Annotated in this window: 24 protein-coding genes; 16 read left to right on the forward strand and 8 right to left on the reverse strand. The window is 71.6% G+C overall.

Going from position 1 to position 23,781, the window contains the following annotated elements; genetic code table 11:
• Window positions 1-31 precede the first annotated feature (31 nt).
• The gene (locus LMU33_RS23235; RefSeq protein ID WP_228622463.1) at window positions 32-808 is read left to right on the forward strand and encodes a GNAT family N-acetyltransferase; all 777 of its coding nucleotides are present in this window, start codon (window positions 32-34) and stop codon (window positions 806-808) included.
• Window positions 809-815: 7 nt separating this feature from the next.
• Here the strand turns inward: LMU33_RS23235 and LMU33_RS23240 are convergent, their stop codons facing one another.
• A complete protein-coding gene (locus tag LMU33_RS23240) occupies window positions 816-1,079 on the reverse strand; it encodes a GlsB/YeaQ/YmgE family stress response membrane protein (protein WP_228622464.1) in 264 nt (87 codons plus the stop codon).
• 211 nt (window positions 1,080-1,290) lie between these two features.
• Between LMU33_RS23240 and LMU33_RS23245 the strand changes: the two genes are divergently transcribed.
• Window positions 1,291-2,742: a M6 family metallopeptidase gene (locus LMU33_RS23245; RefSeq protein ID WP_228622465.1), complete on the forward strand. Its 1,452-nt coding sequence runs from the start codon at window positions 1,291-1,293 to the stop codon at window positions 2,740-2,742.
• Here the strand turns inward: LMU33_RS23245 and LMU33_RS23250 are convergent.
• Window positions 2,729-5,503, reverse strand: coding sequence for a glycoside hydrolase family 2 protein (locus tag LMU33_RS23250; RefSeq protein ID WP_228622466.1), 2,775 nt, complete (start codon window positions 5,501-5,503; stop codon window positions 2,729-2,731). The two genes, LMU33_RS23245 and LMU33_RS23250, sit on opposite strands and share 14 nt — an antisense overlap.
• Window positions 5,504-5,611: 108 nt before the next feature.
• Window positions 5,612-6,796: an ROK family transcriptional regulator gene (locus LMU33_RS23255; protein WP_228622467.1), complete on the reverse strand. Its 1,185-nt coding sequence runs from the start codon at window positions 6,794-6,796 to the stop codon at window positions 5,612-5,614.
• Between the two features lie 139 nt (window positions 6,797-6,935).
• Here LMU33_RS23255 and LMU33_RS23260 point away from each other — a divergent pair, with 139 nt between their 5' ends.
• Window positions 6,936-8,384 (forward strand): APC family permease, encoded by a 1,449-nt coding sequence (locus LMU33_RS23260; RefSeq protein ID WP_228622468.1) that lies wholly within the window; start codon window positions 6,936-6,938, stop codon window positions 8,382-8,384.
• Window positions 8,385-8,501: 117 nt separating this feature from the next.
• Here LMU33_RS23260 and LMU33_RS23265 read toward each other — a convergent pair whose 3' ends face one another.
• Complete coding sequence (locus tag LMU33_RS23265) at window positions 8,502-9,167, reverse strand: hypothetical protein (protein WP_228622469.1); 666 nt, start codon at window positions 9,165-9,167, stop codon at window positions 8,502-8,504.
• Window positions 9,168-9,416: 249 nt separating this feature from the next.
• On the opposite strand from LMU33_RS23265, the gene LMU33_RS23270 reads away from it, so the two are divergent.
• Window positions 9,417-10,184, forward strand: coding sequence for an ArsR/SmtB family transcription factor (locus tag LMU33_RS23270; RefSeq protein WP_228622502.1), 768 nt, complete (start codon window positions 9,417-9,419; stop codon window positions 10,182-10,184).
• A 98-nt stretch (window positions 10,185-10,282) separates the two neighbouring features.
• Here LMU33_RS23270 and LMU33_RS23275 read toward each other — a convergent pair whose 3' ends face one another.
• Both LMU33_RS23275 and LMU33_RS23280 read right to left on the reverse strand, forming a co-directional pair.
• Window positions 10,283-10,717: an SPW repeat protein gene (locus tag LMU33_RS23275; protein ID WP_228622470.1), complete on the reverse strand. Its 435-nt coding sequence runs from the start codon at window positions 10,715-10,717 to the stop codon at window positions 10,283-10,285.
• A gap of 166 nt (window positions 10,718-10,883) precedes the next feature.
• The gene (locus LMU33_RS23280; protein WP_228622471.1) at window positions 10,884-11,921 is read right to left on the reverse strand and encodes an acyl-CoA dehydrogenase family protein; all 1,038 of its coding nucleotides are present in this window, start codon (window positions 11,919-11,921) and stop codon (window positions 10,884-10,886) included.
• A 112-nt stretch (window positions 11,922-12,033) separates the two neighbouring features.
• Between LMU33_RS23280 and LMU33_RS23285 the strand changes: the two genes are divergently transcribed.
• Window positions 12,034-12,384 carry a YciI family protein gene (locus LMU33_RS23285; protein WP_228622472.1) on the forward strand — a complete coding sequence of 117 codons (351 nt, stop codon included), beginning with the start codon at window positions 12,034-12,036 and terminating at the stop codon, window positions 12,382-12,384.
• A 121-nt stretch (window positions 12,385-12,505) separates the two neighbouring features.
• Here LMU33_RS23285 and LMU33_RS23290 read toward each other — a convergent pair whose 3' ends face one another.
• Both LMU33_RS23290 and LMU33_RS23295 read right to left on the reverse strand, forming a co-directional pair.
• Window positions 12,506-13,510, reverse strand: a complete 1,005-nt coding sequence (locus LMU33_RS23290) for a metallophosphoesterase family protein (RefSeq protein WP_228622473.1) — start codon at window positions 13,508-13,510, stop codon at window positions 12,506-12,508.
• The gene (locus tag LMU33_RS23295) at window positions 13,507-14,016 is read right to left on the reverse strand and encodes a cupredoxin domain-containing protein (protein WP_228622474.1); all 510 of its coding nucleotides are present in this window, start codon (window positions 14,014-14,016) and stop codon (window positions 13,507-13,509) included. Before LMU33_RS23295 ends, LMU33_RS23290 begins: the two co-directional genes overlap by 4 nt.
• 140 nt (window positions 14,017-14,156) lie before the next feature.
• Between LMU33_RS23295 and LMU33_RS23300 the strand changes: the two genes are divergently transcribed.
• The 11 genes from LMU33_RS23300 to LMU33_RS23350 all read left to right on the forward strand — a co-directional run bounded on the left by LMU33_RS23300 (window position 14,157) and on the right by LMU33_RS23350 (window position 23,776).
• Window positions 14,157-14,777 carry a sigma-70 family RNA polymerase sigma factor gene (locus tag LMU33_RS23300; protein ID WP_372478045.1) on the forward strand — a complete coding sequence of 207 codons (621 nt, stop codon included), beginning with the start codon at window positions 14,157-14,159 and terminating at the stop codon, window positions 14,775-14,777.
• Window positions 14,778-14,802: 25 nt separating this feature from the next.
• A complete protein-coding gene (locus LMU33_RS23305) occupies window positions 14,803-15,594 on the forward strand; it encodes a zf-HC2 domain-containing protein (protein ID WP_228622475.1) in 792 nt (263 codons plus the stop codon).
• A 178-nt stretch (window positions 15,595-15,772) separates the two neighbouring features.
• On the forward strand, window positions 15,773-16,201 hold the full coding sequence (locus LMU33_RS23310; RefSeq protein WP_228622476.1) for an ATP-binding protein: 429 nt from the start codon (window positions 15,773-15,775) through the stop codon (window positions 16,199-16,201).
• A 178-nt stretch (window positions 16,202-16,379) separates the two neighbouring features.
• Window positions 16,380-17,615 carry an RNA polymerase sigma factor gene (locus tag LMU33_RS23315; RefSeq protein ID WP_228622477.1) on the forward strand — a complete coding sequence of 412 codons (1,236 nt, stop codon included), beginning with the start codon at window positions 16,380-16,382 and terminating at the stop codon, window positions 17,613-17,615.
• A gap of 112 nt (window positions 17,616-17,727) precedes the next feature.
• Window positions 17,728-19,050: an aldehyde dehydrogenase family protein gene (locus LMU33_RS23320; RefSeq protein ID WP_228622478.1), complete on the forward strand. Its 1,323-nt coding sequence runs from the start codon at window positions 17,728-17,730 to the stop codon at window positions 19,048-19,050.
• Window positions 19,051-19,090: 40 nt separating this feature from the next.
• Window positions 19,091-19,996, forward strand: a complete 906-nt coding sequence (locus LMU33_RS23325; protein ID WP_228622479.1) for an aldo/keto reductase — start codon at window positions 19,091-19,093, stop codon at window positions 19,994-19,996.
• Window positions 19,997-20,161: 165 nt separating this feature from the next.
• Window positions 20,162-20,569 (forward strand): YciI family protein, encoded by a 408-nt coding sequence (locus tag LMU33_RS23330; protein WP_228622480.1) that lies wholly within the window; start codon window positions 20,162-20,164, stop codon window positions 20,567-20,569.
• Window positions 20,570-20,577: 8 nt separating this feature from the next.
• The gene (locus LMU33_RS23335) at window positions 20,578-21,723 is read left to right on the forward strand and encodes an RNA polymerase sigma factor (protein WP_228622504.1); all 1,146 of its coding nucleotides are present in this window, start codon (window positions 20,578-20,580) and stop codon (window positions 21,721-21,723) included.
• A gap of 203 nt (window positions 21,724-21,926) precedes the next feature.
• Window positions 21,927-22,307, forward strand: a complete 381-nt coding sequence (locus LMU33_RS23340; RefSeq protein ID WP_228622481.1) for a BlaI/MecI/CopY family transcriptional regulator — start codon at window positions 21,927-21,929, stop codon at window positions 22,305-22,307.
• Window positions 22,304-23,239 carry a M48 family metalloprotease gene (locus LMU33_RS23345; protein ID WP_228622482.1) on the forward strand — a complete coding sequence of 312 codons (936 nt, stop codon included), beginning with the start codon at window positions 22,304-22,306 and terminating at the stop codon, window positions 23,237-23,239. Before LMU33_RS23340 ends, LMU33_RS23345 begins: the two co-directional genes overlap by 4 nt.
• A 141-nt stretch (window positions 23,240-23,380) precedes the next feature.
• The gene (locus LMU33_RS23350) at window positions 23,381-23,776 is read left to right on the forward strand and encodes a VOC family protein (RefSeq protein WP_228622483.1); all 396 of its coding nucleotides are present in this window, start codon (window positions 23,381-23,383) and stop codon (window positions 23,774-23,776) included.
• Window positions 23,777-23,781: the final 5 nt, after the last annotated feature.

Genomic DNA, 23,781 nt, shown 5'->3' on the forward strand with positions numbered 1-23,781 from the left:
CCGGGCCGGTCCGGCATGGTCGAGTCGGGGCATGGATCACTCGGCGGTGCTCGCCCTCTACGACCGTGACATGCGCGAGAACGCGGCTCCCGACGGACCCGCTGCCCGGATCGAACGGACCGGCGCCGTGGTGCGCCAGATCGCGGACGCCCAGGGGTGGAACGGCGTGCTCTGGTCCGGCCTGGACGCGGCGGACGCGGACCGGGCGATCCGCGAGCAGGTCGCGTACTTCACCGGCCTCGGCCGCGACTTCGAGTGGAAGCTCTACGGCCACGACCGGCCGGACGACCTCGGCGCCCGGCTCCTCGCCGCCGGATTCCGGGCCGAGGCCGAGGAGACACTGATGGTCGGCGAGACCGGCCGGCTCGCCGTGGCCGCCGAGCCTCCCGAGGGCATCCGCCTCGTACGGGCCACCGACCCGGCCGGCGTCGACCTCGTCGTGGACGTCCACGAGAAGGCCTTCGGCACCGACGGCACCCGGCTGCGGCACCGGCTGCTCGCCCGCCTGGCCGCCGACCCCGGCACGGTCGTCGCCGTGGTTGCGCTCGCCGGGGACGAACCCGTGAGCGCCGCCCGGATGGAACTGGTGCCCGGCACCCGGTTCGCCGGACTGTGGGGCGGCGGCACGGTCGAGGCCTGGCGGGGCCGGGGTGTCTACCGGGCCCTGGTCGCCCACCGCGCCCGCGTCGCCGCCGACCACGGCTACCGCTACCTCCAGGTCGACGCCTCACCCATGAGCCGCCCGATCCTGGAGCGCCTCGGCTTCCACGCGCTGAGCACCACAACCCCTTGTCTGTACGGCGGCTGACCCCACGTCAGTGACGGACGCGGGACCGGTCCAGCGCCGCGATCCCGACCGCCGCCAGGGCGATCTGGATGAACCACTCGATCCAGTCGGGGCCCTTGGTGTCCGCGACCCCGAACCCGGCGGCGATCGCCGAGCCCAGCAGCGCGGCCACGATGCCGACGACGATGGTCCACAGGACGCCGATGTGCTGTCGCCCGGGGACGACCAGGCGCCCCAGGACGCCGATGACGAGGCCGATGACGATGGCGCTGATGATGCCGGAGATCTCCATGTCCACCCCTTTTGGTCTTGTCTCCCGCCAAGCATGTGCCCGCTGTGGGCGGAGGCACTCCGCTCCGGTTATTGCCGGGACTTTCTGTTCATCCGCGCTTCATGCCATGTACCTTTCAACCAATCGACGCGTGTAGAACCCTCAAGCGGGCTCTACGCGCGCAGACTTGGCGCCGCACCGCCTCTCCCCACCCCTCATGGAGGTTCGCCGGATGCTCGGATCCAGGAGATCCCGCCGCAGACTCACCACCGCCCTGGCCGGTTTCGGGCTGCTCCTCACCGGAGCCGCCGTCCAGGTCGGCAGCGGCACCGCCGCCCACGCGGCGACCACGCACCGCATCCTGTTCGACAACGCCCACGCCGAGACGGCCGGCAACGCCGACTGGATCATCTCCACCAGCCAGCCCGACCCGCTCGGCCAGGACTCCTCCCCGTCCGCCGAGACCGACTGGACCGGCGCCCTGTCCTCCTGGGGCGTGGCGCTGCAGAAGACCGGCGACTACAGCCTGAAGACGCTGCCGTCGGGCTCCAGCCTCAGCTACGGCGGCTCGTCCTCGACCGACCTGTCGAACTTCGACACGCTGGTCCTGCCGGAACCCAACACGCTGTTCACGAGCGCCGAGAAGACGGCGATCATGAACTTCGTGAAGAACGGCGGCGGACTGTTCATGGTCTCCGACCACACCGGTGCCGACCGCAACAACGACGGCGCCGACGCGGTCAAGATCCTCAACGACCTGATGACGAACAACAGCGTCGACTCCACCGACCCGTTCGGCTTCTCGATCGACTCGCTCAACATCGGCTCCGACCACCCGGCGGCGATCAGCGACAGCACCGACCCGGTGCTGCACGGCTCCTTCGGCACCGTCACCAAGAGCCTGATCGCCAACGGCACCACCGCCACGCTCAAGCCGTCGGACAACCCGAACGTCAAGGGCCTGCTCTACCGCACCGGTTACTCCGGCAACACCGGCGCCTTCTTCCTCACCAGCACCTTCGGCAGCGGCCGCGTCGCGTTCTGGGGAGACAGCTCCCCGATCGACGACGGCACCGGCCAGTCCGGAAACACCCTGTACGACGGCTGGAACGACTCCAGCGCCACCGACGCCCCCCTCGCCCTGAACGCCACCGCCTGGCTGGCCGGTTCGGGCACCAGCAGCGGCGGGGGAGGCGGCGGTGGCGGCACCTGCACCGCCGCGCAGCTGCTCGGCAACAACGGCTTCGAGTCCGGCAGCACCACGTGGAGCGCGTCCAGCGGCGTCATCACCAACGCGACGGGTGAACCGGCCCATGCGGGCTCGTACTACGCCTGGCTCGACGGCTACGGCACCGCCACCACCGACACCCTGTCCCAGTCGGTGACCATCCCGTCCGGCTGCTCGACGGCCGCGCTCAGCTTCTACCTGCACATCGACACGGCCGAGACCTCGACCAGCACGGCCTACGACACCCTCAAGGTCCAGGTCCTGAGCAGCTCGGGCACGGTCCTCGGCACCCTGGCGACGTACTCGAACCTCAACGCCGCCTCCGGCTACACCCAGCGCAGCTTCGACCTCAGCGGTTACGCCGGGCAAACCGTCACGCTGAAGTTCACCGGCACCGAGGGCTCCCAGTACCAGACGTCGTTCGTCGTGGACGACACCGCGCTCAACGTGAGCTGAACCGGCCGGGGGCGGGCCGTACCGGTCCGCCCCCGTTCCGCCGGGCCGCCGGCACCGTCCGCTCCGCAGTGTTCCAGCCGGAGACCCGCACACCCGGCGCCGAGCCGTGCAGATCGGCCGTCCGGCAGGTGGCGGTCAGCGTCACCGACTCGCCCGGCCACAGGCTCACCTCGTTGTCCGACCAGCGCACCGGCAGCACCGGCCTGCCCTGCGCGTCCACGAGGTGGACGTCCGTCAGCAGTGCCGGGGTCTTCCCGCTCCCGGTGTTGCGCAGGGTGACCGTCGTGGTCGACGTACCGTCCGACGACTCGGTGGCCGCCGTCGCCGACACCGGGGCCTGCGCCATCGAGGCGAGCGCGCTGAGGTCGGCGTAGCTCGTCGTGGGCGTGTAGTACCAGGTGGTGCCGGACCAGTCGAGGGTGTCGGGCCGGGTGGAGAGCCAGTACACGTTACGGCTCACCTCCTTGCCGTCCGCGCCGGTCAGGACCAGGCGGAGCAGATACGTCGAGGACAGTCCGCCCACCGAGGACGGCAGGGTGAGCGCGGTGCCGTGCGCCCCGTCACCGCCCACCGTCAGCCCGCCCACCGTCTTGTCGTACTTCTGCGTCCCGTCGGGGTTGAACACGGTGGCCCGGACGGTGAGGCCGGTCGCGGAGGCGTGCCGGTGGTTGACGACGACGACCGAGCGGTTGTCGTACGAGTACTGGATGTGCAGCGGCTCGTTCGCCTTCTTCGCGCCGAAGTAGGCCCCGCCCTGATCGAGGTAGCGGTCCATCAGCTGCCAGTGCAGCGAGGTCCAGCCGCTGTTGAACATCCAGTGGATCACTCCGGTCGAGGGCTTGGCGGAGTCCGTGGCGTTGCGCTGGTACGCCTCGAACTGGGCGCGGACGTTCTCGTACTGGGCCAGCTGGGCCTTGCGCACGTAGTCGGCGAGGCTCTTCGGGGCGCCGTAGCGGCCGGTGAGGGCGGTGTCGTAGATCTTGAGCGTGCCGAAGACCGAGGACGGCGAGCGGTGGTACTGCTTCGCGTCCGGGTCCTTCCAGAGGGTGTCCAGCTCGGCCGGGGTCAGCATGCGGCGCAGGGTGTCGAGTGTGGGGATGCTGGGGCCCGCGCTCGTCTCGGAGTTGAAGCCGGTGGCCCCGCCCTCGCGCTTGGCGTACCAGTAGCCGGGCGGCACCCAGTCGTAGGGCCCTGTCATCTTCATGCCCGAACTGCCCAGCTGCGGCGAGGAGTTGTCCGAGGCGGCGGAGACCACCGGGTCGGGCCAGTCGGCGGCCTTCAGGGCGTCCAGGTAGGTCTTCTCGATCCTCGCGTCGGGCGCGAAGTCGCTGCCGATCAGGAAGGAGATCACGCTCGGGTGGTCGCGCAGCCGGGCGGCCTCGGCGGCCATGGACGCCTGTGCCACCGGATAGTCGGCCTCGGTCCACTTGTCGCCCGTCTCGCTGCCGTTGACCTGGCCTTCCCACTTGTCGCAGCACTCCCAGCCCGGCAGGGTGAGGATGCCGTAGCGGTCGGCCAGGTCGAAGAACTCGTCGGGCTCCAGGTGCCCTTCCAGACGGATGGTGTTGAGGCCCAGGTCGAGGGCGTACTTCAGCCGGTCCTCGGCAGATGTGGTGTCCCAGCGCAGGAACTCGTCCGGCGACCAGCCGCCGCCCTTGATCAGCAGTGTGCGGCCGTTGATCAGGTACTGGCGTGCGCCGTCGGCGTTCAGCGGGGCCCGCACGTCGCGGATGCCGAAGCTCTCGTGCGCGGTGTCGGACGTCGTACCGGCGACGGACGCGGTGAGGTTGAGGCCGTACAGCGGCTGTCCGCCCATCCCGGCCGGCCACCACACCTCCGGCGAGGTGAGATGCAGTCCCGGGGTGTCGGCGGGGGAGAAGGCGACGGTCTTCGTCTCGTGGGCGGCGAGCGGAACCCGCCGGGTGAACGTGGTCGCGCCGATGCGTCCGGTGACCTCGGCGGTGACCGCGCTGCCGGTGTCGTTGCGGGCCTGCGCCTTCACCGTCAGGTCGGCGGACGCGAGCGACGGCACGGCGAGCCCGGTGGTCACGTGCGCGTCGCGCAGCGCCACCGGGCCGCTCCTGCGCACCAGGACGTCACGGACGATGCCCATGTTCCGGTCGGGCGGAGGCTGGAGCCAGTCGATCCAGCCCATGGTGAGGTCCTTGTCCGGGTCGTTGGGCCGGATGCGGAAGGCGACCGTGTTGGTGCCGGACCTGACCAGTGAGGTGATGTCCAGCTCGTGGTGCGTGTAGGCACCGGTGACGTCCGCGGCCTGCGCCACCTGATGGCCGTCGACATAGACGTCGGCCGCCGGGATCACCCCGCTGAAGTCGAGGTAGGTGCGCTGCGTGGTGTCCTGGACGGTGAAGTCGGAGCGGTACCACCAGGGGACCTGGAAGTCGGCCTTCGGGATCTTCTGCTGGTTGGTGGAGTAGAAGGGGTCGGCGTACACGCCGTCGGCGAGCAGCGCGCCCAGGACCGTGGAGCGGGGGCCCGCCGGATACCAGCCCTGCGCCGGATAGCCCGGGGAGGAGATGACGTCCGGCGATTCGCTCACCTTCGCCGAGGACTGGATGGCGTAACCGGCCAGCGGTGTGCCGGTGCCGGCCGCGGCGGGGACGCGGGTGGTCCGGGCGGGCCCGTGCGGCGGGGCCGGCTGCCGGGCACCGGCCCAGGCGCCGCCGGTCAGGGAGCCGAGCAGGCCGAGGACGAGGGCGGTGACGGCGTACCGGCGTCCGAGGGCGGGGCGAGGGGACATGACAGGGCTCCCGGGCTGTAAAGTTAGGAAACTTTACTAATCTGGCTCAAGCTAGGGCGCCGTGCGGGGTCGTGTCAATGACGGTGGGCGGTGGCGCCGTTCGGGCGGTCAGGTTCCGGCCGTCCGGCGCTCGAACACCAGGTCCCGCGCCGTGTCCAGCGCCGTGGCCACCGCGCCGAGCAGCACCGCGTCCTCGCCCAGGCGGCTCGGCGCGATCCGCGGCCGCAGCGGGGTGAGCGCGCGCACCTGCTCCTGGACCGGGCGCAGCAGCAGGTCGACGCTGTGGCCGACGCCGCCGCCGAGCACCACCAGATCCGGGTCGAGCACCGCGGCGGCGGCCGCCACCGTGTGTGCGATGCGCTCGGCCTCCAGCTCCACCGCCCGCAGGGCGGCCGGATTCCCCTGCCGGGCCGCGTCGAAGACCGCCTTCGCCGTGAGCTGCCCGCTCATCCCGAACTCCCGGGCGGCCTCCACCACGGCCACCCCGGACACCGCGTCCTCCAGCCGCTCCGGCTTGTGCCGGCCCGGCCAGGGCAGGAAGCCGATCTCGCCGGCCAGCCCGTGCGCCCCCGTGAACAGCCGTCCCTCGCCGACCACGCCCATGCCCAGTCCGGTGCCGATCAGGATGTACGCGAAGAGCCGGCTGCCGGTGCCGACGCCGTACGTGTACTCGCCGAGCGCCGCCAGGTTTGCGTCGTTGTGCACCTCAAGCGGTACGCCCAGCTCCTCGCGCATCCGGTCGACGAGCCCCGCGCGCCCCCAGCCCGGCAGGTGCATCGCGTACCGCACCCGGCGCTGCTTCTCGTCGTAGACACCCGGCGTGCCGACCACCCCGTGCACCACCTCGGCCGGGTCCACGCCCGAGTTGCCGATCACCTGCCGGGCGGTGCCCACGACCAGGTCGGCCAGAGCGGCGGAGGCGCGGGCCCGGTTGCGTACGTCGGCCCGGGCGACCACCGTGCCGTCCAGGTCGACCACCGCAACGCGCAGCCAGCCGCGGCCGATGTCCACGCCGAGCGCGTACCCGGCGGCCGGGTCGGGGGCGTAGAGCACGGCGGTACGCCCGCGCTCCGGGGCGTGGGTGCCGACCTCGTGCACCAGGCCGGCCGTCTCCAGGGAGGCCAGCGCACTGGAGACCGTCGGCTTCGACAGTCCGGTCTCCCGGGCCAGTTGGGCGCGCGATGCCGCGCCGAGGGTGCGCAGCCGGTCCAGCAGCAGCCGCTCGTTGGTGCTGCGCAGCCGCCGGCGGTTCCAGGGCTGTTCCTGCTGCTCTATGACGTCGCTGGCGGCCATCGCACCATTCTCACGCATTCCCCGCGCACACTTGACGCGGCTAGTAAGGCTCCTTAACTTTATCGCCCAGTCAGCCCGGCCGGGGCGTGCCGCCTGCGACGGGCACACGGCCCGCGTGCCCGTCGCGTCAGGAGTCCCCATGTCCGGTAGTCCGCCGCCCACGGGTGGTTTCGTCCGTCGTGTCGGCCTGTTCCAGGCCACGGCGATCAACATGAGCCAGATGTGCGGCATCGGGCCGTTCGTCACGATCCCGCTGATGGTCACCGCGTTCGGCGGGCCGCAGGCGGTCATCGGCTTCGTCGCGGGCGCCGTCCTCGCGCTGTGCGACGGACTGGTCTGGGCAGAGCTGGGCGCCTCGATGCCCGGCTCCGGCGGCAGTTACGTCTATCTGCGCCAGGCCTTCCAGTACCGCACCGGCCGGCTGATGCCGTTCCTGTTCGTGTGGACGGCGATGCTCTTCATCCCGCTGATCATGTCCACGGGCGTGGTCGGCTTCGTCCAGTACCTGGGCTACCTCGCCCCGGATCTCGGGCAGACGGCGGGCGACCTGGTCGGCCTCGGCGTCATCGCGCTGGTCGTGCTGCTGCTCTGGCGCGGCATCGAGCACATCGCCCGGATCACCGCCGTGATGTGGGTGGTGATGATCGCCTCGGTCCTGCTGGTGATCGTCGCCGCGGCCTCCGACTTCAGCCCGCACCTGGCCTTCACCTACCCGTCGGGCGCCTTCGACCTGACGAGCAACCACTTCTGGCTCGGCTTCGCCGCCGGCCTGACCATCGGCATCTACGACTACCTCGGCTACAACACCACCGCGTACATGGGTGCCGAGATCAAGGACCCGGGCCGAATCCTCCCGCGCTCGATCCTCTTCTCCATCCTCGGCATCATGGCGATCTACCTGCTCCTCCAGATCGGCACCCTCGGTGTCATCGACTGGCGCCGGATGGCCGACCCGCACGACATCGCCTCCACCTCGGTCGCCTCGGCGGTGCTGGAGAAGACCTGGGGCAAGGGCGCGGCCGACACGGTCACCGCGCTGATCCTGATCACGGCCTTCGCCTCGGTCTTCACCGGCCTGCTCGGCGGCTCCCGGGTGCCCTACGACGCCGCCCGCGACCGCGTCTTCTTCCGGCCGTACGAGAAGCTGCACCCCAAGCACCGCTTCCCGATGCTGGGACTCGCCACCATGGGCGTGATCACCGCCGTCGGCTTCCTGATCGGGCGGCACACCGACCTCGCCACCCTCATCCAGCTCCTGACCACGGTGATGGTGATCGTCCAGGCGCTCGCCCAGATCGTGGCCCTCACCGTGCTGCGGCGGCGGCAGCCGCAGCTGCGCCGCCCGTACCGGATGTGGCTGTATCCGCTGCCGAGCCTCGTCGCGTTCGCGGGCTGGTGCGTGATCTACGGGTACGCCGACAAGAACTCCCCGGGCCGTCATCCCATCGAATGGTCCCTGGCCTGGCTGGCGCTCGGCTGTGTGGCCTACGTCGTGTGGGCGCGGCTGGAGAAGGTGTGGCCGTTCGGGGAGAAGGAGATCAGCGAGGAGTACCTGGCGGGCGCGGACCCCGACGTGGCCCCCGTGTGACAGCCGGCCTCTCACCGGCACGCACCAAGGCGCGGCGCCGTACCGACGTTGCCCGGCACGGCGCACACGCCGATGCGCCGGCTCTCCGGAAGGCAGGTCCGGAGAGCCGGCACACCGTCATTTCCCCTGCCGGGCCTGTCGGTCGACCTGCACGTGGACCGTGGGCTCGGCCGCGCTGGTCCCGGGGGCGTCGTCCACCCAGGACGTCACCCGGCCGTCCGGCTGCAGGAGGACATGCAGGCCGTTGTTCTGGCCGCGGGCGGCGTGGTCCTTGGCGACGAGGGTGCCGTACTTGGTGCCGTTGGCGTAGACGTCGGCTTCGTAGTGGTGGGCGCTGAGCCGGTAGACCTTGGCGGTCGAGGTGTCGTCGGCCAGTGTCGTGGTGGAGACGAGGATGCGTTCGGCGGCGGGCCGGAGCTCGGGTTGGGCCCGCTCGATCCAGGACGTCACCCTGCCGTTCGGGTGCAGCGTGACGTGCAGGCCGTTGTTCTGGCCGCGGGCGGCGTGGTCCTTGGCGACGAGGGTGCCGTACTTGGTGCCCTTCGCCCAGATCTCTGCCACGAACCGGTGCTTGCCGGTCTTGTAGACCTTGGCGACGGAGACCTTGTCCGCGAGCCGCACCGTCTTGACGGGGACGCGCTTGTCCTTGCAGGGGGCCGAGGCGTGGGCGACGGGCGCCGCCTCTGGTGCGGCGGCGGCGAACGCCCCGGAGGCCGAGGCGGCGAGGACGGCGGTGGCGCCGGCGGCGACGAGGGTGGTGCGCAGGGTGCGAAGAGCACGCATCGGTGAACTGTCCTTCGATCGGTTTCGTTCGTCGGTGTGTCTTGGACACTACGGACCGTTCATCAGGGTCGCCCGTACGTCGTGTAACAGATGTTCGTAGCGTTCTTCGCGAATCGGAACATAATCCAGGGTTCAACCGGGCGATCTGGACTGATTTCTTAGGTGATCAGGCGCCCAGGCCTGCCCTTCCTTGACATGCAAGTAACGGCCTGCATAACGTTGAGTGTGCGATCAGAAGACGACACCGGGATGGACAGGGTCTTCAAGGCGCTGGCCGACGACACGCGCAGGCGCCTGCTGGACCGGCTCCACGAGAACAACGGCCAGACCCTGGGTGAGCTGTGCGGGCGCATCGCCATGACGCGCCAGTCGGTCACCCAGCATCTGGCGGTCCTGGAGGCCGCCAACCTGATCAGCACGGTGCGGCGGGGGCGGGAAAAGCTGCACTACCTCAACCCCGTACCGCTCCACGAGATCCAGGAGCGGTGGATCGACAAGTTCGAGCGCCCGCGCCTGAGCGCGCTCGGCGCCCTGAAGCGACGAGCAGAGGAAGCCATGACCGACAAGCCGAGTTTCGTGTACGTCACCTACATCGCGAGCACACCCGAGAAGGTCTGGGAGGCACTGACCGACGCCGACCTGACGGCCGCCTACTGGGGCCACCGCAACGAGTCCGACTGGCGGCCCGGCTCCCGCTGGGCGCACGTGCGCACCGACGGCTCCGGCATCGCCGACGTGGTCGGCAGGGTGGTGGAGAGCGAGCCGCCGACCCGGCTGGTGACCACCTGGGCCGCGCCCGACGACGAGAGCCGGGCGGACCGCCACTCCCGCGTCACCTTCGAGATCCGCCCGTACGAGGACATCGTCCGGCTGACCGTCGTCCACGAGGACCTCAACGACGAGGGCGAGCGCTCCGACGTCGCCTCCGGCTGGCCGGCCGTGCTGTCCAACCTCAAGTCGCTGCTGGAGACCGGCCGGACGCTGCCGCAGGAGCCCTGGCTGGTGCCGGGGCGCTGAGCGGATACGCGGAGGCCGGCCCGCACGGGCGGACCGGCCTCCGCGTACTGCTCTCGTACTTCCTGTTCTTCCTGTTCTTCCTTTCCGCGCGTCTCCTGTCACGGCCTGGGCGTGCTCCGCGCCGCCGTACCGGCGCAGACCAGTCCGAGCACGAGCGCCAGTGCGCCGATGACGACGTTGTTGATGATCACGCCCTTGTCCGGGCCGCTGCCCACGATCCAGGGGGCGATGATCAACCAGATGCCCATGGCGCACATGGCCCAGCTGAGGCCGTACATCCGCTCGGGGGCCCGGGTGAATCCCAGTGCCAGCAGTCCTATCGCTATGCCCATGATCAGGTTGTGCGTCATGAGTGCGGGCTGGCTCGTCGTGTAGTGCACGATCCACGGGGATGCCGCGCAGTAGAGCCCGAGCAGGAAGACCGGCCCGTCCACGAGCGCCACATCACGACCGCCGAGCATGCGGGCGTAGCGTGCCCGCATTTCGGAGACATCGGGGTGGGTCGATATATCACCCCTGTGCACGTTGGCCATAACTCGTCTCCTTTGACTTGCAGGCCAGACCGTGTCTGGTGCGGTGTGCGTTTACCACCGTGTCCCAGTTTGCTCTTATTCTTTCTTTATGTGTAGGTCCGTGTCAGCACCGTGACCGACCACCCGGCACGCCCCGCGGCTGGGCCGACGCCGGCCGTGCGGCGCCTCACGCACCTCCCAGCGCCCGCAGCTGCGCCGCCCGGGTCTCGGCCGTCTGCCCCTGCACCAGCAGGAACAGCGCCTCCCGGGCGAGGCGCTGGGCGCGGCTCGTCACGGCCATGGACCGGCCGCCTCCGGCCACCACCGCCGCCGTGGTGGCCGTCCGCAGCACCTCGAACGCCTCCGCGCGCACCGCCAGCCGCTCCGCGACCCGCTCCAGTGGCTCCGGATGGTCGGCAAGGGCGTAGGCGCGCCGGCGGACGTCGACGAGCCGGGCCGTGAGCGGGGCGGCCGTCTGCGCGTCCAGCAGGGACAGGGCGGCCTCCGTGAGGCCGAAGACCGCGGGGCCCGCGTTCAGCGTCCTGGCCCGGTCCCGGGGCACCAACCGCTCGTACGGCATCCGCAGGGCCACCGAATCCTCCGGCAGCCACAGTCCGGTCAGCTCCAGCGACACCGTGCGCGCGGCGGTGAGCGCCGCGAGGCGCATCGGTTCCGAGGCCCGCAGCCCCTGCTGGACGCGCGCCTCGGCGAACGCGAGCAGCGCCTCGCCCCCGTCGGTCACCCCGGCCAGCAGCATCACGTCGTTCAGGCCCCACCCGGTGTACCAGGGCACCGTCCCGTCGAACCGCCAGCCGCCACCCTCCCGGCGGACGCGTACCGGCACGCGCGGATACGACCGCAGATGCGCGTACGCCACCCCGGACATCAGCTCGCCCCGCGACAGCGGACCCAACAACCGCTCGCGTACGGGGAGTTCGCTCTGCGCCAGGATCTGCACGGGCGTGTGGTGCTGGGTCTGCACGAACCACGTCGAACAGCACGCCCCGGCCAGGATCTCCGCGATCCGGCGGACCACGTCCGGCGGCGCGTCCGAGCCGCCGTACGCGACCGGAGCGCCCGCCCCGAGCAGCCCCGACCGTTTCACCGCCTCGATGTGGCTCGTCGGCACGCCCTCCTGGTCGACCCGCTCGGCCTCGGGGATCAGCAGGTCCGTGGCGAGCCGGTGGGCGCGGTCCAGGAGCGGATGTCCGGTGGTGGCTGTCATACGGGCGATTCTTTCGAAGATTTCTTCCGGCGCCGTGTCGATCCGGGGGCCGGCCGTTCGTGTAGGAGGTGTCTCGCATCCGAGAGACCCTGAAGTCACCGAGGAGGACATCATGAAGCACTACCTGCTCAGCGTGGTCCAGCCGACCGGCGGGACCACGCCCGCCCCCGACGCGCTCGCCGCGATCATGCGCGACGTCGAGGCCTTCAACGACGAGCTGCGCGCCGCCGGGGCCTGGGTGTTCGCGGGCGGCCTGCACGGCCCGGAGACCGCCACCGTGCTGCGCCCCAAGGACGGCGAGGTGCTCACCACCGACGGGCCCTACGCCGAGGGCAAGGAATACCTGGGCGGGCTCTGCCTGATCAGGGCCGCCGACCTGGACGAGGCCCTGGAGTGGGGTCGCAAGGCCGCCCTGGCCACGACGCTGCCCATCGAGGTACGGCCCTTCGTGGACCAGCACTAGCCTCATCCCCCGGATCACCTCGCGGCCCGGACGAGGCGGTCGCGAGGTGATCCGGGGTGGCCGGCAACGCCGCACCGCCACAGCCGCCTGCCGGATCACGAGGAGCAGCGGCGTGCCGCTCTCATGCCAGCCTCTCGTCCTTGACCGCCAGCTGCTGGTCTCCCCGCCGGAAGCCCACGGTGCGGATGCCGAGGGCGTCCTTCAGCCGGCGGGCGGGCACGACCTGGGGAGTGGGGGTGGCTGCCCGCCCCGGCTTCGGCAGTGGGTAGGCGGTGGTGGTGGCGGAGTGGAAGGTGATGTTGCCCTCGGTCTTGGTGAACAGCTGGTGGACGTGTCCGTTGAGACAGGTGACCGAGGAGAAGCGGCGCAGGAGCGCTATCACCTTCAGCGCGTCGTCCGTGCTCCAGCCCCACTGCGGGTACATGGCGAAGAGCGGGATGTGGCTGAAGACCACGACGGGCCTGTCCGACGGCAGGCCCGCGAGGTCCTTGCGGACGAAATCGATCTGCTCGGTGCCGAGGTGACCGAGCTTCTCCAGGCTCAGGGTGTTGACCAGGGCGAGGAAGTGCACACCGTGGGTGTCGAAGCTGTACCAGCCGTCGCCGAGCGTGCCCTTGCCGAAGATCTGCCGGTAGGCGCGGCCCGCGTCGCCGATGGAGTCGTGCTCGCCCGGCACGGTGAAGACACGATCCGTCCGCAGCCCGGCCATCATCTGCCTGACCTGGTCGAACTGTCCCGCCGTGGACAGATGTGTGAGGTCGCCGCTGTGCATGACGAAGTCGGGCCTGAATCCGAGCCCGTTGACCTGGTCGATCGCTGCGGTGAACGAGCCGACCACGTCCGTGTTGGCCGGGCCCTGGAAGCCGATGTGGCTGTCGGAGACCTGCACGAACCGCAGTGCGGCGCTCGGTGCCGCGGCGGCCCGGGCGGTGGTGTCCCGGGCGGTGGTGTCCCGCGAGCCGGCGACATGGCTGATCACCTCCCCGCCGGCCACGGTGAGCACCACGGCTCCGCCGAACCATCCGGCGTGCCGCATGAGTTGGCGCCGGGACATGCCGTGTTCGCGAGGGGGTTCCCCGGCTCCGCCGGCCGGTTCCGGGCTCCGGGGGGCGTCGTACGCGGTCATGAGGTCACCTCCACGGTGCCGGTCATGAACGGATGGATGGTGCAGACGTAGGCGTAGCTGCCGGGCTTGGTGAACGTGTGGGTGTAGCTGCCGTGCGTGGCGAGGGCGGCCGAGTGCAGCGGGCCGCCCGAGCCGGCGCTGGTGACGGTGTGGGCATCGGTGTCCTCATTGGTCCAGGTCACCGTCGTGCCCGCCTTGACCTTCAGCGTGGCCGGTGAGAACGCGAAGTTCTTGATCGCCACGGCGTGCGCGGACACCGGTGCGGCGGCCGTGTTCTTGCTCGGAGAGCTCACGGGCATGGTCGTGCCGGGCGTCGCCGAGGTGCCGGGCACACCGGCCGGCTGATGCTGACCCGGGCCTGGCGTGATGGAGGCGGTGCCCGAGGTGTGGGTCGACTGGCCGCACGCGCTCAGGAGCCCCAGTACGGCGGCGGTGGCGAGGGTCGGCCCGGCCGCACGGCGCGATCGGCGGCCCACGGGGCGGAAGTTGACGTACATGATGTTCATTCCCCAGTGATCGGGTTGATGCCGTGTGCGACGGCTTATGCCTGGTTTCACGGGCGGCGGTGTCGCACGGTTCGAGTGATATGCACTCTTTTGTCGGATTTCTCGACAGTCACTGGGTACGACACGACAAACCGGTGCATATGCGTGATGATCGGCCTATGCCATGGAGTGTCCGAAAACGTGGCGATGCGGCCGATCCGAATCGCTCCGGGCGCCGTGTCTCGGGTAACGGGACCATTTCGACCACGGACGAGGAACTGCTCCGGGCTCTGTATGCCGAGCACGCGGGCCCGCTGCTCCACTACGTACTGCGACTGACGTCAGGAGACCGGCAGTGGGCCGAGGATGTCGTGCAGGAGACGTTGCTGCGGGCATGGCGGCACCCCGCCGCGTTCGAACCGGAACGCGGCCCGGCGCGCGCCTGGCTGTGCACGGTCGCCCGGCGCCTGGTCATCGACATGCACCGGGCCCGGCAGGCGAGGCCGGCGGAGGTGGGGGGCGACGCCCTGGAGCGGGCCGCGGAGCGGACACCGGGCGAGGACCGGATCGAGCAGGCGCTGCAGAGCTGGGCCGTCGCCGACGCCATCCACACCCTCTCGCCGGACCACCGCGCCGTACTGCTGGAGACGTACTACCGGGGCCGGACCGTGGCGGAGGCCGCGGAGGTGCTGGGCATCCCGCCGGGCACCGTCAAGTCGCGCACGTACTACGCCCTGCACGCCCTCCGGCTGGCTCTGCGGGAACGGGGCATCGAGCGATGACCACGGCATGGAGGAGGTGCCGGCCATGAACGCGGACCACGAAGCCCTCCGGCTGGCGCTGGGAGCGTATGTGCTGGGCGTGCTGTCCCCGGCGGAGGCGGAACGGGTGCGTGCGCACCTCGCGGAATGCGACGAGTGCAGGGCCGAGCATGCCGAGCTGGCCGGACTTCCGGCGCTGCTCGCGACGGTCACCGCGGCGGAGGCCGAGGGCCGGCCCGTACCGGTCGGTGACGAGGATCCGGCCGATCGGCTGGTGCGGCGGGCGGCGGAGAGCGGCGGGGGCTCGCCCCAGGCGCCGCCCGGCACGGCCACGGCGCCTCGTGCTCCCGAGGCGGCACCACTCGACCGGATGCTGCAGCAGGCCGTTGCCAGGCGCCGCAGAACCTGGCGCCGGCAACTGGCCGGTGCGGCCGCCTCGTTGACGTTGGTCGCCGGGGCGGCGGTCGGCGGCACATGGCTGGCGGTCGGCGGATCCGTGGCCGGTCGGGCGACACGGCCCGTACCGGTCTCGCCGGCTCCGGTGCGCACCTTCTCCGGAAGCGACCCCACCACCGGTGTCACCGCTTCGGTACGGGTCTCGCCCTCGGCGTGGGGCAGTGTGCTGCAGGTCTCCGCCCACGGGGCGCCCGCGGGCATCACCTGCCGGTTGCAGGCGGTCGGGCCCGGTGGGACCAGGGCGGACGCCGCCACCTGGCGGGCGGGGGTGTATCCCGCCGGGACCACGATCCCCGGCGCGGTCCCGATGTCCCCGGCGGCCATCGAGCACTTCGAGATCGTCTCGGGCGGCGGCCAGAAGCTGGTCACGATCCGGGCGTGACGCGAACGCGGCCGCACCGGCCCGCCGCAGAGCGGGCGGCTCACTTCCAAGAAGTGCCAAGAAGTTCCAAGAAGACGCGCAAAAGGGGTAAACCGCTCGAACCATATGTGCTCGTCGTCCGTAGAACTGAATGAGTGCTCACACACGACAGGTTCCTACGCAGAAGAGCCAGAAGACCATGTTTGTCACCGATTCCGCCCGTGCCGACACCTCTCCCGCACGGTCCTGCCACCACCAGGCGATGCTCACCCTGCCCGCGCAGGAGGCCCATGTCCCCGCCGCCCGTCACCTCGCGGCGGAGCTGCTGGAGTGCTGGCGCGTGCCCGAGAGCGAGCGGGACTCCGCCGTCCTCATCGTCGACGAACTCGCCGCCAACGCCGCCCAGTACGGCCGTGAACGCATGACGCTGCTGCTCGTCCTCGACGGCGGCACCCTGCACATCGTGGTCACCGACTCCGGAACGGCGGTCGAGCGCGTCCGCCACGACGCCGCCCCGGACGAGCACGGCCGCGGCACCGGGATCGTCGACTCCCTCGCACAGTCGACCGAGATCCACCAGACGCGCGGCGGGCGAGAGGTCCGCGCCTGCCTGCGGTGCTCGGCGTGATCGAACCCGTACGCTTCCGACGACCGGCCACGGCAGGACCGCGGCCGGCCACCGGACCGCACTCCACCCCACGGCCGGCGTCGTCGGGGTCGCGGCCTGATCGGGCCGAGCGGCGTGATCGGGCTGAGCGGCGTGATCGGGCTGAGCGGCGTGATCGGACAGGAGGGCACGGGCGCCCATGGCGGACACCGTCGATGTCGAGGCCGTCTTCCGCGCCGAGTACGGGCGCGCGGTCTCCGTCCTCGTGCGCTTCCTCGGCGACATCGACCTCGCCGAGGAAGCGGTGCAGGAGGCCTTCACCACCGCCCTGCGTACCTGGCCGGAGTCCGGCGTGCCGCCGAGCCCGGCCGGCTGGATCATCACCACCGCACGCAACCGGGCCATCGACCGGCTCCGCCGCGAGTCCTCCCGGGACGCCCGGCACGCCGAGGCCGTCCGGTTGTACACGCCCCACCTGTACGCGCCCGACCCGCACGCGTCCGACGCACCGCCCGAGGAGGGCCCCGTGCGCGACGACCGGCTCCGCCTGATCTTCACCTGCTGCCACCCCTCGCTCGCCCTCCAGGCCCGGGTCGCCCTCACCCTGCGCCTCCTCGGCGGCCTGAGCACCGCCCAGATCGCCCGCGCCTTCCTGGTGCCGGAGCCGACCCTCGCCCAGCGGCTCGTCCGGGCCAAGGCCAAGATCCGTGACGCGGGCATCCCGTACCGCGTGCCCCGCGACGCCGACCTTCCCGAACGGCTCGGCGGCGTGCTCGCCGTGGTCTACCTGATCTTCAACGAGGGCTACACCGGCGACCCCGCCCTGTGTGCGGAGGCACTCCGCCTCGGCCGGCTGCTCGCCGCACTGATGCCGGACGAGCCCGAGGTGGCCGGCCTGCTCGCGCTCATGCTGCTGACCGAGTCCCGGCGGCCGGCCCGGCAGGGCGCGGACGGTGTCCTCGTCCCGCTGCCCGAGCAGGACCGCACGCTGTGGGACCGCGAGCTGATCGCGGAGGGCCAGGACCTGGTCCGCCGCTGTCTGTGCCGGAACCGACCGGGCCCGTACCAGATCCAGGCCGCGATCAACGCCGTGCACAGCGACGCGCCCACCGCCGAGGCGACCGACTGGGACCAGATCCTGCGCCTGTACGACCAGCTCATGGGCGTGGCGCCGTCCCCGGTCGTCGCCCTGAACCGGGCCGTCGCCGTGGCCGAGACCGACGGGCCGGCCGAGGCGCTCGCCCTCGTCGACTGCCTGGACCTCGGCCGGTATCACGTGTTGCACGCCGTCCGCGCCGACCTGCTGCGCCGCCTGGGCCGCACCGCCGAGGCGGCCGTGGAGTACGGCCTGGCAGCCGAGCTGGCCGCGAGCGAGGCCGAGCGCGCCCACCTGGAGCGGCGCCGTCGGGAGGCAGGCCCCCCGGCGACGGCGTGACCCGCGTCACCCCGACCGGCCGGAATGAACTTGAGGACCTGAAAGGTTGGCAAATACATCCACCGACCCAGGCCCGGGCCGAAGCCGCCCGTGCACCACCAGCGAGGCACACGTGAACCAACCCGCCATCGAGCAGCCCGCCGACCTCGTGGCCCGGCTGCGCGCCACCTTCGCCACCGGCCGCACCAAGCCCGTCGAGTGGCGCACCGGCCAGCTGCGCCGGCTGCGCGCGATGCTCACCGAGCGGGGCGCCGACCTCGCCGCCGCCCTCCACGCCGACCTCGGCAAGAGCAGCACGGAGGCGTACCGCACCGAGATCGACTTCACCGTCCGCGAGATCGACCACACCCTCGACCACCTCGAGGAGTGGCTGCGCCCGGAGCCCGCGCCGGTCCCGGCCCACCTCGGCGCCGACGCGACGGCCTGGACGCAGTACGACCCGCTCGGCGTCGTCCTCGTCATCGCCCCCTGGAACTACCCGGCCCAGCTGCTGCTCGCCCCGATGGCCGGTGCCCTGGCCTCCGGAAACGCGGTCGTCGTCAAGCCGAGCGAGCTGGCTCCGGCCACCTCGGCCGCCCTCGCCGGGCTGATCCCGGCCTATCTGGACACCGACGCGGTCGCCGTGGTCGAGGGCGGCATCCCGGAGACCACGGCCCTGCTGGCCGAGCGCTTCGACCACATCTTCTACACCGGCAACGGCACCGTGGGCCGGATCGTGATGCGCGCCGCCGCCGAGCACCTCACCCCGGTCACCCTCGAACTGGGCGGCAAGTCCCCGGTGTTCGTGGACCGCGGCACCGACCTCGACGTGGTCGCGGACCGGCTCGCCCGCGGCAAGTTCCTCAACGCCGGGCAGACCTGTGTCGCCCCCGACTACGTCCTGACCGACCCGGAGACCGCCGCCGCGCTGGAGTCCGCGCTGGTGCGTGCGGTCGAGGGGCTGTTCGGCACCGATCCGGCGCAGTCCCCGGAGTACGGCCGGATCATCAACGAGCGGCACTTCGACCGCCTTTCGGGCCTGCTCGGCTCGGGCCGGATCGCGGTGGGCGGCGCGAGCGACCGCGACGCGAAGTACATCGCGCCGACCGTCCTCGCGGACGTCGACCCGAAGGCGCCCGTGATGCAGGAGGAGATCTTCGGCCCGATCCTGCCGATCGTCACCGTGTCCGGCCTCGACGAGGCGATCGCCTTCATCAACGACCGTGACAAGCCGCTCGCGCTGTACGTCTTCACCGGGTCCGAGCAGACCCGGGTACGCATCGCCGCCGAGACCTCCTCCGGCGGACTGGGCCACGGGCTGCCGCTGGCCCATCTCACCGTCTCCGACCTGCCCTTCGGCGGGGTGGGGGAGAGCGGTATGGGCAGCTACCACGGCCGGTACTCCATCGAGACGTTCAGTCACCGCAAGGCGGTGCTGGCCAAGCCGCTGAGCTAATTCCCTTGCGCGGTACGGCAGATGTGCGACACTCCGCCGAATGACCGCTGAAACGATCACCGCGGACGCCTCCGACACCTTCGAACTCGGCGACCTGCCCGTCCACCGCATCGGCTTCGGGGCCATGCGGCTGACGGGCAGCGCCGCGTTCCACCTTGGCACGCCCAGCGACCGCGCACGTTCCACAGCCGTACTGCGGCGGGCCGTGGAGCTCGGCGTGAACCACATCGACACCGCCGCCTTCTACTTCTCCGCCACCCGCTCCGCCAACGAACTGATCAACACCGCCCTCGCCCCGTACGCCGACGACCTGGTCATCACGACCAAGGTCGGTCCTTTCCGCGACTACTACGGCGAGTGGGGCGACGCGGCGCGGCCCGACCAGCTGCGCGGTCATGTGGAGGAGAACCTGCGCCAGCTCGGACGCGACCACCTCGACGTCGTCAACTTCCGCCGCCAGGAACAGGATTCGATCGCCGAGCACTTCGGCGCGCTCGCAGAACTGCGCGAGGCCGGCCTGATACGCCACCTGGGAGTCTCCGGCGTCGGACCGCGCCACCTCGCCGAGGCGCTGGAGATCGCCCCCGTGGTGTGCGTGCAGAACCGGTACGCCCTGGACCGGCCCGATCCCGTCGACGACGAGATGCTGCGCCTCTGCGGCGAACACGGCATCGCGTTCGTCCCCTTCTTCGCCGTCGCGGGCAAGGCCGGACCCCGGGCGGCGGCCGACACCCACGACGACACCGTGCGTGACATCGCCCGCGCCCACGGCGTGAGCCCCGCGCAGATCCGCATCGCCTGGACCCTGCACCAGGGCCCGCACGTCCTCGCCATCCCCGGCACCGGCAACCCGGACCACGTCGCGGAGAACGTCGCCGCGGGCGCCGTCCGCCTCACGGCGGACGAACTGACCCGCCTGAACGCCCTCCACACCCACACGAGCTGATGTGTCCAGCTCACGCGTGGGAGGAGATGCGCTCACCCGGGTTCGTCCAGGCTCGTGCACGAGAGCCCAAAAAAATCGGACGGCGATGTCGAGAACCTGTGACTGGCTCCGTCCCCGGGGTGAACGCGACCACAATGGGTCGCACCAGCACCGAGGAGAACCACGATGGCCAAGTACTTGCTGCTCAAGCACTACCGCGGCGCCCCGGCTTCGGTCAACGACGTGCCGATGGACCAGTGGACGCCGGAGGAGATCTCGGCCCACGTGCAGTACATGCGAGACTTCGCCGCCCGCCTCGAGGAGACCGGCGAGTTCGTCGACAGCCAGGCACTCGCCCCGGAGGGGACCTTCGTCCGGTACGACGGCGAAGGGCGCCCACCGGTCACCGACGGCCCCTTCGCCGAGACCAAGGACCTCATCGCCGGCTGGATGGTGATCGACGTCGACAGCCACGAGCGGGCCCTCGAGCTGGCCGCGGAACTGTCGGCCGCCCCCGGAGCCGGCGGGAAGCCGATCCACGAATGGCTCGAGCTGCGCCCGTTCCTGGCCGAGCACTGCAACGTCACCGAGTGACCTCGGCGATGGACGAGGTCCTGCTGCGCAGCCTCACGCCGAACGTGCTCGCCGTCCTCGTGCGCCGCGGAGCGGACTTCGCGGCGGCCGAGGACGCCGTGCAGGACGCACTGGTCGAGGCACTGCGCGTCTGGCCGGCCGACCCGCCGCGGGACGCGAAGGGCTGGCTGATCACCGTCGCCTGGCGCAAGTTCCTCGACGCGGTGCGGGCGGACGCCGCCCGCCGCCGGCGCGAGGGCCTCGTCGACGAGGAACCGGCGCCCGGTCCCGCGACCGCCGAGGACGACACCCTCCAGCTGTACTTCCTGTGCGCCCACCCGTCACTGACGCCGTCGTCGGCGGTCGCGCTCACGCTGCGCGCCGTCGGCGGGCTCACCACCCGCCAGATCGCCCAGGCCTACCTGGTGCCCGAGGCGACCATGGCGCAACGGATCAGCCGGGCCAAGCGCACCGTCTCCGGCGTGCGGTTCGACCGGCCCGGCGATGTCGCCACCGTGCTGCGCGTCCTCTACCTGGTCTTCAACGAGGGCTATTCCGGCGATGTCGACCTCGCCGCCGAGGCCATCCGGCTCACCCGGCAGCTCGCGGCCGTGATCGACCACCCCGAGGTGGCGGGGCTGCTCGCCCTCATGCTGCTCCACCACGCCCGGCGCGCCGCCCGGACCGCGCCCGACGGCAGCCTCGTGCCGCTCGCCGAGCAGGACCGCGGCCGGTGGGACACCGCGTTGATCGCCGAGGGCGTCGGGATCCTCCAGGCCGCCCTCGCCCGCGACCGGCTGGGCGAGTTCCAGGCCCAGGCCGCCATCGCGGCACTCCACGCCGACGCACCCACCGCCGAGGAGACCGACTGGGTGCAGATCGTCGAGTGGTACGACGAGCTCGCGCGCCTGACCGACAGCCCGGTCGTCCGGCTCAACCGCGCGGTCGCCGTCGGGGAGGCCGACGGACCGCGCGCCGGCCTGGCGGCGCTCGCAGCGCTGGACGCCTCACTGCCCCGCCACGCCGCGGTGGCGGCGTACCTCCACGAGCGCGACGGCGACCCGGCGACGGCGGCACGGCTGTACGCCGAGGCGGCCCACAAGGCCACCAACCTCGCCGAGCGCGACCACCTGACACGCCAGGCCGCCCGGCTCAACACCCGCCAAGGCCGCTGACGGGTCGCGCTCGGACTTTCCCGCGGCACCGGCGCCCCCATGCCCAGCGCGGTCGCCTCGCCGTCACCCGACGGCGGCCCCTTACCAGCGGTCCTCCCATAATGGGTGCGGGGGCACAGCCGTACGAAGGCTCGATTGACTACTATCGTGTAGACGGTCGCCCGGCCGCACAGCCGCACACGAAGACGGGTGAGGGACGTTCCATGACCGAGGCGAAGGACGAGCGCCGGCCGGCCGGTGAGCTCGAGGCGAGCGTCATGGCCGCCCTGTGGGCCGCGGGCACCCCGCAGACGCCCGGCCAGGTCCAGCTGCGCCTCGGTGCCGACCTGGCGCGTACGACGGTGACCACGATCCTGACCCGCCTGTACGACAAGGGCGTCGTCGAGCGGCACCGTCAGGGCCGTGGCTACGCATACCTCCCGGTCCGGGACGTCCAGGACGCGCACGGTCTCACCGCCCGCCGGATGCACAGCGAACTCGACCGGGACAATGACCGCGAGACCGTCCTCGCCCGCTTCGTCGCCCAGCTCAGCCCCGGCGACGAACGGATCCTGCGGGACCTGCTCGAATCCGACGACCAATGACCGCACTCCTCCTGCTGCCCCTGCTGCTGCCGTTCGCGCTGCCGGCGCTGGCCCGCCGGGCCCTGGACCGGCTGGCTCCGGTCGCCGCGCTGTGGGCCGTCACCGGCTGTGCGGTCATCCTCGCCGGCTGCTCGCTGGCCGCGCTCGGCTCGTTCGTGCTCATCGGGCTGCTCAAGGTCCCGCTCTTCGCCGGGCTGGGCGAGCTGATCCACCCGCTGCGCACCGCCTCGGACCTCGTGGTGCTGCCGGCCGCCGCGACCTCCGTCGGCGTGCTCGCCGTCTGCGGCTGGACCCTCGTGCGCTCGGTGCTGCACCAGACCCGTGCCTTCCGCGCGGCTCGCACGGAGGCCGGGCGCGGCCCCTCGGCCGGCGACCTGTGCGTGGTGGACTCGCCCCGCCCGGACGCCTACGCCCTGCCCGGCCGCCCGCACCGTATCGTCGTCACCACCGCGATGCTGCGCAGCCTGGACGGCCCGGAGCGAGAGGCGCTGTTCGCGCACGAGCGGGCGCACAACGACGGCCACCACCACTACTTCCTCGGTGCCGCCGAACTCGCCGCGCACTGCCACCCCGCGCTCCGTCCGGTCCGCGAGACCATCCGCCTCGCCGCCGAGCGCGCCGCCGACGAGGCCGCCGCCGCCAGCGTCGGCGACCGGCGCCTGACCGCCCGCGCCATCGCCCGCGCGGCCCTCGCCGGACAGGCCGCCGGCCCAGCCAGCTCCGGGCGTCCCGACTTCGCGCCGGCCGCGACCACGGGCCCCGTCCCGCAGCGCGTCCAGGCCCTGCTGGCCGCTCCCCTCGGGCCCCGGGCCGGCCGTGCGATCGCCGCCCTCCTCGTCGTCTGCACGGCCCTCTCGTGCGCCGCCTCGGTGGTCGGCATGGCCGACTTCCACCACCGGGTGGAGGTCGCCCAGGGCGACGAGACGCCCTGACGCCCCGGTCCGGCCCCTGACCCCGCCCCGCCTCACCTCCATCCCTTGAACGCCCACGGCAACGCGCGTAGAACGATGACTGGCGCCCGTCAGGTTTTACGTATAACCTCACCCGCTAACCACCCACACCGGAAGGTCCCGATGCGACGCGTCGCCCTGGTCACCCTCGTCGTCGACGACTACGACGAGGCCATCCGCTTCTACACCGAGGCCCTCGGCTTCCGGCTGGCCGAGGACGCCCCTCGCCCCGACGGCTCCCGCTGGGTCGTCGTGGAACCGGGCGGCCCGGACACCGGCACCGGAGTGCTGCTCGCCCGCGCCAAGGACGAGGCCCAGCGGGCCCGCGTCGGCGACCAGACCGGCGGACGCGTCGGGTTCTTCCTGCACACCGACGACTTCGCCCGTGATCACGCCCGGATGACCGCGGCCGGCGTGACCTTCCTGGAGGAGCCGCGGCACGAGCCCTACGGCACCGTCGCCGTCCTCCAGGACCTGTACGGCAACCGCTGGGACCTGCTCCAGCCCGCCACCCGCTGATCACC

Source organism: Streptomyces barringtoniae (assembly GCF_020819595.1).
Taxonomy (GTDB): domain Bacteria; phylum Actinomycetota; class Actinomycetes; order Streptomycetales; family Streptomycetaceae; genus Streptomyces; species Streptomyces barringtoniae.